The 10383-nt window shown below is 35.3% G+C and carries 10 protein-coding genes; 1 reads left to right on the plus strand and 9 read right to left on the minus strand.

From position 1 onward, the window contains the following. Window positions 1-1432 (plus strand): hypothetical protein (locus AC1DDX_RS24100; RefSeq protein ID WP_477622724.1); only part of this gene is annotated, 1432 nt, incomplete at its 5' end. A 9-nt stretch (window positions 1433-1441) separates the two neighbouring features. Here the strand turns inward: AC1DDX_RS24100 and AC1DDX_RS24105 are convergent. From AC1DDX_RS24105 to AC1DDX_RS24145, 9 genes are all read right to left on the minus strand, one after another. Next, window positions 1442-2803, minus strand: a complete 1362-nt coding sequence (locus AC1DDX_RS24105; RefSeq protein WP_172663215.1) for a lipopolysaccharide biosynthesis protein — start codon at window positions 2801-2803, stop codon at window positions 1442-1444. 29 nt (window positions 2804-2832) lie between these two features. Further along, a complete protein-coding gene (locus AC1DDX_RS24110; RefSeq protein ID WP_288883300.1) occupies window positions 2833-4524 on the minus strand; it encodes a GMC oxidoreductase in 1692 nt (563 codons plus the stop codon). After that, complete coding sequence (locus AC1DDX_RS24115) at window positions 4525-5052, minus strand: gluconate 2-dehydrogenase subunit 3 family protein (RefSeq protein WP_477622725.1); 528 nt, start codon at window positions 5050-5052, stop codon at window positions 4525-4527. It abuts the gene before it with no gap. A 19-nt stretch (window positions 5053-5071) separates the two neighbouring features. Beyond that, on the minus strand, window positions 5072-6211 hold the full coding sequence (locus AC1DDX_RS24120) for a glycosyltransferase family 4 protein (protein ID WP_288883296.1): 1140 nt from the start codon (window positions 6209-6211) through the stop codon (window positions 5072-5074). Between the two features lie 23 nt (window positions 6212-6234). Further along, on the minus strand, window positions 6235-6678 hold the full coding sequence (locus AC1DDX_RS24125) for a hypothetical protein (RefSeq protein WP_477622726.1): 444 nt from the start codon (window positions 6676-6678) through the stop codon (window positions 6235-6237). 51 nt (window positions 6679-6729) lie between these two features. Then, window positions 6730-7278, minus strand: coding sequence for a glycosyltransferase (locus AC1DDX_RS24130; protein WP_477622727.1), 549 nt, complete (start codon window positions 7276-7278; stop codon window positions 6730-6732). Between the two features lie 71 nt (window positions 7279-7349). Beyond that, window positions 7350-8552: a glycosyltransferase gene (locus AC1DDX_RS24135; protein WP_172663220.1), complete on the minus strand. Its 1203-nt coding sequence runs from the start codon at window positions 8550-8552 to the stop codon at window positions 7350-7352. Window positions 8553-8585: 33 nt separating this feature from the next. Beyond that, on the minus strand, window positions 8586-9143 hold the full coding sequence (locus AC1DDX_RS24140) for an acyltransferase (protein ID WP_477612277.1): 558 nt from the start codon (window positions 9141-9143) through the stop codon (window positions 8586-8588). A 171-nt stretch (window positions 9144-9314) separates the two neighbouring features. Beyond that, window positions 9315-10383: O-antigen ligase family protein (locus tag AC1DDX_RS24145; RefSeq protein ID WP_477622728.1), on the minus strand; the 1069-nt coding region annotated here is incomplete at its 5' end.

Genomic DNA, 10383 nt, shown 5'->3' on the forward strand with positions numbered 1-10383 from the left:
AATTATGACAGTGAAAACAAGGAGTTACCTATTCTTATTTACAATTATCATTTTATTAGCCTGTAAAAAAAGTACAATTCCTGTAGAGGAAGTTCCACTCCCCGAAACCGAAAAACCTGTCCCTCCACCAAAGGATACGGTTGCTGCCCCCGAAAATGCAACTGTCTTAAATTTAGGAACCGGCTCAGGTAATCTATCTATCGATGGAAAAACACTGGGAATAACATCAAATACTATAATAAAAATAAAAGGTGGTTCATATAATGGTATACAAATAAGTAATATCAATGGTACTAATAAACCTGTAATAGTTCAAAACGACGGACTTGTTCAACTAATTGGAAACAAACAAATAAAACTCTCCAATTTAAACAACGTTACTATAAGTGGAAATGGAACCCCCGGAATTTCAAGAGGATTTCTCTTTAAAGACAGAACTGTAGATGGAGCCCCATTCCAATTAACAGATAACATCAACAACTTCACAATACAAAATGTATCATTTCAAAATCTTGTGACCTATGGTTGTATTCAATATACCCCGCAAAACATCTACAATGGGTCAGAAAATTCTTATAGCAAAAATTTAAAATTCCTGAACATTGATTGCGACAACACAGGTACCTTAATCAGGTTTAGAGGATCTGCTCAAGACAATATCATAAAGGGGCTGATAAAGGATATTGAAATTGCTTATGTTACATTTAAAAACTCCACAAAAGTAGGAAGTGCGGTGGTATTAGAGAGCGTAGATTCCTATAATATTCACCATAATGTTATAAAAGACATCAATCAGGAGAGCAGCAATCATAACGGAATTTTCTATCTGATTGGTAATGGTAAATTTTATAATAATTACGTAAAAGATCACCAGGGAAATGCAATAAGAGCGTGGTGCTTTAGCTTAGGAGATAGTCCTAAAGAGGTTTTAATTTTTAATAATATTGTTGCCAATTCAAGAGAGTATAGTGCCTTTGAACTCCAAACGTTCAAAAGAAACATTATGCCAGGAAAAACAACATATGTAAATGCGAAAGTCTTTAATAATACATGTGGAAATTTACTGCCAAAATCAGGTACCTTCCCTGCTCAGATTTTAGACTTGTATACACAGGAAGGTGGAAAATGCGAAGTTTTTAATAACCTCGGATATCAATTCCCTTTGGTTGGCCAATATAACACAAACCCAATTTGGAACCAGCTGGGTAACACAAAACCTTCCTCTTATTCCAACAAATATTTCAAAACCTATGCGGATGCCGGAATAACAGATAACGTAAAATTCAGTTTAGCTTCCAATTCAGCAACCAAAAGTTCAGGAGGAGCAATTTCGCTGCAAAATTTCGATCCTTCTTTAATCAAACTAATAAGCGTAGACTATTACGGTAAAGCCAGATCAACAAGCAATCCTTCAATTGGGGCAGTAGAATAAAAGATTTTCTTATTTAAGTTGATATTTCTTACCAAAAAACTTTGAGTAATATCTTTTTAACAATAAAACTATCTCTCTATACCCGTTTATAAACATATCAAAGAAAGTAAATTTTTGATAATAATAATTTAAGGCAAAATAACCTACTATAAGTCCTGTAAGTGTAGAAAAAACAGAAGCTGCAGCAACTACATAAACATTTCCTGTAATCACTATTGCAAGCCAATCGGTTAAAACTGTTACAAACAGCATAAGTATAATCTTCAGTAAATTAACCTTAGGCATATGAATTACATCTAATGTAACAGCAAAAAAGCGTTCAGCCGGATAAAGAAATGCGATAACCATAAATATCCTCAATATATTTGGTGCCTCGGTTGCAACATACTTAGGCCCACTAAATATCAATATGGCTACATCTGCAAAAATGATGACCAACACACTAACCGACATCAGTGCTACCGTTATCATTCCAATGTACTTTTTCATCACAAGAATAACCTTCGCCTTTTCATTTGAATTAAAGCAAGCTGATAAGGTTGGCATAGCTGTATAAACAAAGCTTCTTAAAGGAATCTCAATAATCTGCACCAATTTAGTTCCTGCATTATATACCGCCAGAACCGATGGACCAAGAAAAAATTTGATGATAAACGAGTCAACAGAACCTAACAGATTTGCACTCAGGTTTGTTCCCACGCTGTATTTCCCAAAATTATAGATTTCGGATATAGCGGATCTGGTTTTATATTTCAACATGCTTATATCGGTCCATCTAAAAAACAAAGCTATTGAGCTCGACACAAAATTTGCAGACAAATAGCAATACAAAACCGTATGTATAGTAATTCCTTTTAAATTCAGAAGAATCAACAACAAGAAGCAACCTTGATTGGCAAAGTTTAAAAATAATAAGCGGTCATATCTTTGTTTTCCCTGCAAAATGCAATTTGAAACAAAAAATGGTAGTGATAAGATGTAATTAATACTAAAGAATTGGAGAAAAAGCTTAAAGCTAGGATCCGCGATATAACCCGAAGCAAAATAAGCAGGAACATTCAGTATCGCAAAAAACAGCGTTATCATAATCGCGATAAACCACGTTGAACCTATTATTTCCTTTTTCCTGTCCTCAGTTGATCCCGAAAAGAACTTTACAAAAGCGGTAGATAAAAAGCCAGACCTAAAGGTATCCACTAATAACAAAATCGTTAAAAAGAAACCCCAATTACCCATATCTTCCCTTGTTAAATGTCTAAAAAGAATAGACAGGGTAACAACCCCAATTACAGCGTTTATGCCGTTGCTGGTCAGAGATAAGATATGTTTACTTTTAGCTAAACTTAATAAGAAGGCAATCTTCGATTTCATTGTATTGATCTACTTTAGTAAGCTAAAATTTAAATATTCCCCTTTTTCATTTCACTAACAGCATAATCACATGCACGGGCAGTTAACGCCATATAAGTCAATGAAGGATTTTGGCATGCAGATGAAGTCATACAACTTCCATCTGTAACAAACACATTTCTTACAGCATGTATTTGGTTATGTTTATTTAATACAGATGTTTTAGGATCATTACCCATTCTGGCAGTTCCCATTTCATGCACTGTTGCCCCACCTGGTGTGTTATAAGAGAAAGTATTAACATCTTTAAATCCAGCCTTTTCAAGCATAATCGCTCCTGTATTCTGAATGTCTTTCATCATCAGATGCTCATTTTCTCTAAATGAGAAATCTATCTCAATCAATGGCAATCCCCATTTATCTTTCTTATTCTCCGAAAGCGCTATTTTGTTGTCAAAATACGGAAGGCATTCACCCCATCCCCCCATCCATACAGACCATGAGCCTGGCTTAGTTAATTGATCTTTAAATGTGGCTCCAAAACCCTTTAAATTGTTTTTTTTCTCCTGCCACCCCTCTCTTTCGCCTCTTCCCTGAAAATTGTATCCTCTTAAAAAGTCCACTTTTTCTCCCTTTCCTATATTCCTAAATCTTGGGATAAGAAAACCACAGGGTCTCCTCCCCTTGTAATATTCATCTTTAAAGCCCTCATGTGTTCCCGAGGCACCTGAAGAAGAGTGATGATCCATCAAGTTATGCCCCAATTGCTCACTATCATTACCAATTCCATTTGGAAATCTCGATGATTTAGAATTTAATAGAATCGAAGTGGTATTAATTGTCGAAGCATTAACAAAAATAATCCTCGCATTAAATTCAAACTCCTCAAGTGTGTTCAAATCTATTATCCTTACCCCTGTGGCCTTTTGAAGTTTTTCATCATAAATAATTTCCTTAACAACTGAAAAAGGCCTGATTGTCAAATTTCCTGTTGCAGCTGCTGCTGGTATTGTAGCACTATTACTGCTAAAATATCCGCCATATGGGCATCCCCTGGTGCATAAATTTCTATTCTGGCAAGGTCCTCTATCAGTCAGTCCCCTTGTTAAATTTGCAACACGGGCAATAGTTAGCAACCTATGCTCCTCATTCTTTTTTATAGATGCAGCAAGATGTTTTTCTATACAATTAAGCTCCATCGGAGGCTGATAGCAACCATCAGGTAAATACGGAAGGTTTTCATGCCTACCACTAACACCAATAAACCTTTCCACATAGTCATACCACCCAGAAACATCTTTATATCTTATTGGCCAATCGATAGAAACACCATCTTTAATATTTGCTTCAAAGTCAAGATCACTTAACCGATAACATTGTCTTCCCCAGATTAGAGATTTACCGCCAACCTGATAACCTCTTATCCAATTAAATGGTTTATGCTGAATATAAGGATGCTCCTTATCACTCACATAAAACATCCGGTCACTTTCGTCAGATGTTCCGCTTCGTATCGGATTCTCTGTTGACTCCTTATTTGTATTATTTAATCTATATTCAAAATCCCATGGATTCAAATTGGCAGTTGGATAATCTTTAATATGACGTACATCTCTTCCTCGTTCCAGCATGAGTGTTTTAAGACCCTTCTCACACAATTCCTTAGCTGCCCACCCACCGGTAATTCCTGATCCGATTACTATGGCATCATAAGAAACAGACTTTTCAAAAGTGTTTACCATTTATAAATTATTTTGTTGCCCAAGATTTTTGTTTATCCCCAATTGTAATACATGCCTCAAAAGTTGAGGGTAAATAGTCATGTAAGACTTAAACATATGAAAGAAATTGTCTCCCAATATTTTCTGTTTTAGTTTACGAATCAGGTAATGTGATTCTTCTAAATTCTCAAAATGAGTTAGTACAGCTTCCCGTTCTTTCACATTACATGCTACATACGTCTTATTGTAATTCTCTTCGGTATACGTTTCTAAATCAGCTAGTCCTTTTATAAAGTTATTTTGGGATTTTGTTGCTGTACAATCTCTTACCATCTTAATAATAAAATCTTCAACCTTTGCCATTTTAGCCCCTGGGGTATCCGTAGCTGGTATAATAGTCTCAGCTATTTCTGCTATAAGCGATTTTTTACTCGTTAGATATAAAAGATCCGGTTTCTTATAAATATTCCAATACTTCCAAAAACCGGCTCCACTTACAGCAATTGCTGAAATTCCTAATATCCTATATATGACCTGTCTCCGATTCATAGCATTCTTTTATTACAAGCTAAAGGATAAATGAATTATAAATAGAGAGCAATTGCTCCGCTGCAGATTTCCATGTAAAGCTCGCAGCTCTTTTCAATCCCAATTCCCTCATTTCCGACCGTAAAGCACTATCGGCAAAAAAACGAATCATTGCGTCTTTTATCTCATTATGATCAAAAGGGTTTACGAACAATGCTGCATTCGAAGCCACCTCTGGCATAGACGAAGTATTTGAAGTAATAACCGGTACCCCGCAAGCCATAGCTTCTAAAATAGGCAGTCCAAAACTTTCACGCAAAGACGGATATAAAAATAGGCTGGAGCAATTATAAAGCAGAGGCATCTCGTCAGACGGAATGTATCCCGGAAAAATAAAGTGCTCAATAAATTGTTCTTTACCCAATTCCTTCAGGGTATCTTCAACTAATTTCTTATCGTAATCTAAAATAACCAGAGGTAAGCCCTCGCTTATAGCAGAACGGTATTCAGTATATGCCTTAATTACATTTAAAGTGTTTTTTTTAGGGGCAGTATTCCCTAAAAAGAGGATAAATTCTTCTGGTAACCGATTAGCATTTCTAAAAGCAAGGAGCTTTTCTTTAGAATAGGCCGCATTAAATTTAGGATTCACAGCATTATAGATCACTTTAACCTTATCCTCCGGCAATTTCAGTTTGTTCAGAATCACCTCCTTCTCAAAATTCGAAACGGTGATGATCAACTTACTCTTATCAACAATTTTAGGTACTATAAACCTTCTGTACAGATTACCAAAATTTTGGTATGAAGTCCCCTTAAAGTCCGTTTTCTCAAGATAAATAATATCGTGTAAAGTAAGCATTAATGGAACCGAAAGGCTAAGCGCAGAAGTATTGCATGTTGAATGAAGAAAATCCAGGTTGTCTTTCTTTACAGCATTTGGTAAAGCAAATTGCTCCCATGTTGGGTACGAACTTGAAGAAAGCGTCCTGATTTTAAARTTGTCCTGCTCTTTAACGCAGGTATTATCTACATCGTTTCTTGCATATAGAATATATTCATTGTACTTATCTAACTTCTGGATTTCATTTATCAGTTCTAATGCAACAACCTCCATCCCGTGTTTTTTCGCTCTGAAAATACGTTGAACTTCTATTCCAATACGCAACTTCTTTTTCATCTATCGATTCTTTACTTTATAGTCTATTTCTTTATCTCTTCTTTATAATAGTGTTCTGTAGCTACCGAAATTTTATTGGCTTTTCGAACTTTCAAAAGTGCTAAAACCTGATAATACATAAATTTGTGCACGTTTTTTAAAGAACTATAGATTCTTTTATCCGCCTTGAAATATTTCAGCGCCGAAAACACAGAAACAATAAATACGATTGCTCCAAGTATCCAATAAATTGAGAATAGCGGGATAAAAAACAAGTCCAGCACAAAAAAAGTAGCTGAGAGAATGAGCAATATAAATAGTGGCGGTCTAAGCAGCATAAGGCTAAACAACCCCTGATTCAGATTAAAATTCACAATAGATTTACCAAATAGATTCAGGCCGAGAAAAAAATACTTAAACCAGGTATTCAGCCATCTTGATCGCTGATTTACCAACTGACCGGTTTTACTTGTTTTTTCGTCATACACAATCGCCTTCTCAGCAAATGCTATTTTGTAACCCCTATTTAAAATTTCATATTAAACAGTTGTCGTAAAAGCCATCCCAGATCCAGAAAGCGCTGCAGATGATCCAGCTTCAAATAAAAGTTTTCGATCAATCAGCCTGTAAAATATATCTCCTGCCTCATCAAGGCACGCATATGGGGTATTTAAATTTTTAGCTGCCCTTACCCCTTGAACTGAGGTATAACCCGCTGAAATGAACTTGTTCAATTCAATAAAATATTCGGGATGAACTAAGTTGTCACTATCAATTATGGTTATTATTTCATGATCTCTTTGAAACCTGTCTATTGCATAAAAATGGGATTTGGTATTACTGGCCAATACTTCTTCCGGTTTCAAAACAACAACCTTATTGTCTGTAAAATTCAAATGACTAACATCACAGTTATCTGCCACAACATAAATAATGTAATTGGTATAATTCGCCTTCAAAATAGAATCTACCACCATTGGAATTAAAGTGGTCTGCTGGTATGCGGTAACAATAACAGCATAATCAAAATCGGTTCCGGTTAACTTATTAGTTATGCTTTGCTTATTAAAAAACTTAAAAAAACACAAAATTAAGGGGGTAAATAAATGTATCCCAATTAGAACTTGAATAACAATAAAGAGAGTATAAATTATATCCATTAAGATTCTTTTGTTTTTAAAGATTTAAAAATAGCTTTATAGATTTCATTGGCACAATTTTCCCAACTATGACTTGAGGCAAAAGCTCTTCTCGCCACCTGCAACTCTTCAGTATTTTCGTCGATAGCTCTTTGTATAAGCAGCGCAAAACTTTCTTTATTCTCTGCTAAATATACGTACGAAGAGAAAATTTCCATTGCTCTTGTTTGTGTTGCAACTATTGGCTTACCCATTGCCAAATATTCATCCACCTTTCTCGGATAATTACCAATTGTTACCATATTCACTAATTGAGGATTAATACATACATCAAAAAAGCTCATATACAAGGGAAGCTCTTCCGGTTTCTTTATTCCTGTAAAAATCACGTTTTCCAGATCATGTAAATTACTAAACGCAAAATCATCATCTTCTGGCCCTACCAAAACAAAAGTCAAATCCTTCCTTTCATTTGCAATATGGTATAATAGCGATATATCTAATCGTATGCTATTTAAAGCGCCAACATAACCAACAACCGGGGTACTAATATTTGCGAACTCCTTAGGTTTATCACTTACATCCGCATTCTTGAACATCTCAATATCACAACCCTGGCCAACATAATAAGAATTCTCATTATAGCTTTTGCAATAGTCAGTCAGGTACAGAGAATTTGCCAAACACAAATCATTTTGAGCAATAATTAAAGGTTCAAGTCTTTTCCCATGTTTTTTCCAGTAGTCAACAGCCAGAATATAATCCCGGGAATAATAAATACTTAGTGAAGGATGTAATAGATCTTTTAAATAAAAGCCTTTTAATAATTCATTGTCATTAAACAACAGAAAATCTTTAAAACCCAATTCCTCTAAAGCCCTTTTTATCGAATTAGAGAACTTTTTATTGTTTCTCTTGTTCAAATAATTAAATATGGATGGATTTGCAATCCAGTTTATTGATTCAACCATGCAATCCGGATACAGATTCCAAAGGTTATCCTTAATTTTTATTAATCCTTTCTCTTTTCCCTCAATTACCCGCAAACGTTTTTTAACTTTTAAATTGTCATGATCTTTATAACGGGTAATTCTATCAAGCGGGGAATTCACATATAATACAGTATTATTTTTTGAAAGTTCGAGTGCAATATTTTTGCAATTACTGCCAATTTCAGTATCCCAGGGTTGCTGTCCAATAATAATTACATTTCTATTGATCATCTTTAATTAATTACTTGCTCCTGTTTAGAAAAACTAAACAGACATCCAAGATTTAGTATCTTCAGAATACTTTTTTATTATTCTTGCCGGGTTACCTACTGCTACACAATAATCTGGAATATCCTTAGTTACTATACTGCCTGCCCCAATAACAACGTGTTTCCCTATTTTTACGCCAGCAGTAATCACACTGTTTGCCCCAATCCAAACATCATCACAAATCGTAATTTTCTTCCTGATCTCCTTCTGCTTACTTGGCGGAAGGTCAATATCCTCATAACCATGGTTCAGTCCCGAAACAACTATATTCTGTGCCAACATCACATTATTCCCTATCTCAACCGGACCAATTACCACACTGCCAATTCCAATAATCGTATTATCCCCTATTAACACATTACCTACTCCATTATTGATGGTTACAAAATCCTCGATTATAGATTTCTCACCTAAACTGAATTCATTAAATGGAAAAACATCCATTCTATTTCGACGCCTGATAATGCTCCCTGCCCCCTTTTTATGTATAAAAGGATTCACAAAAAGCCTGACCCAAAGTCGTGGCTTATGATCATTTTCAGGTATCAACATCTTATGCAACAGCTTTTTTAGCCTTGGATTTGATTTTATTTTATTGACTATCGACATAAATATTAAATTCTATTGCATTAGGACATGAAAATTAGCCCTTGTTCTTAATTTCTAAAAAAAAGGCAATCGCAAAACATATTACACCAGGAATAACAAAGATTTCAAATGGCATTAGCTGTAAATTATTTTAAGATCATTATCATTACTTCCTTCAGTATCCTTACTTGGTTCACTATTATTATTTGATGGCAAGGACTCCCTTTCATCAAAATTCACACTCTGAAAAATAAGTGCAAAAGATAAAGCGGCTACAATAGCCGATGGCATTGAATTAATCACTTCATTACCATAGCTGCATAAAAAAATACCCGCTGTAGCCGAAAGCATTGCAATACACTTATACCTCAGTCCCACATTCCTGATCTTCCAGATTATCCCACTACATTTACCCAGAATATACATCATCATAGAAAACCATATTGTTAACCCAACAACACCATACATGGCCCAAACCTTAACCCAGTAGCTATCCGGTTCAATTGTTGAAAGAAACTTATCCTTATTATAGAGTTTACCCCAGGTACCAATTACGCCTAGTCCTCCACCAAAAGGTTTGTTCTGCAAACGCTCACTAAGAACCTTTTGGTTGTTAAACCTAACATTTAATGAGGCTTCTTTAAAGTTCAATGCGCTTCGCAATCTATACAAACCATAATTACCATTACCAATGGTGGTGAACTTTAAAAACCCAAAAAACAACACAGCTACAACTACCCCAAGAATGATTACTTTCAAATTTTTGGTCAGAAAGAAAACACATAATGCACCTACTGCCAAAGCAAAAAATGCACCTCTGGTTCCCGAAATCAGCATTCCGTAAAAAGATAATCCGGCAGCAATCAGGGCAAGTACCCTTTTCCATGATTTGAACGGAGCTATTGCAAGCACAATAGCAATCATTACAAACGAAGCCTGGGAAACACCAAACTGTCCCGAATCACCATAAAAAGAAAAGACCCTTAATCTTCCCCATAATAAGTGGGTAACTGCTCCAACTTCATCTAAAAATTTTTGCTCACCAGATGAAACACCTATATGCTGTTGCTTCATACCGTTCAAAGTTGCCAGTAACGACAAAGCAATTAACAATATCAACACCCAGTTTAGTTTCTTCTCAGAGTCAATCAACAGAAATACCAGGGGGATGATCAGCATAGGAAACAGCGCAGTACTTCTTATC

This window comes from Pedobacter sp. 10L46_2, assembly GCF_056395165.1.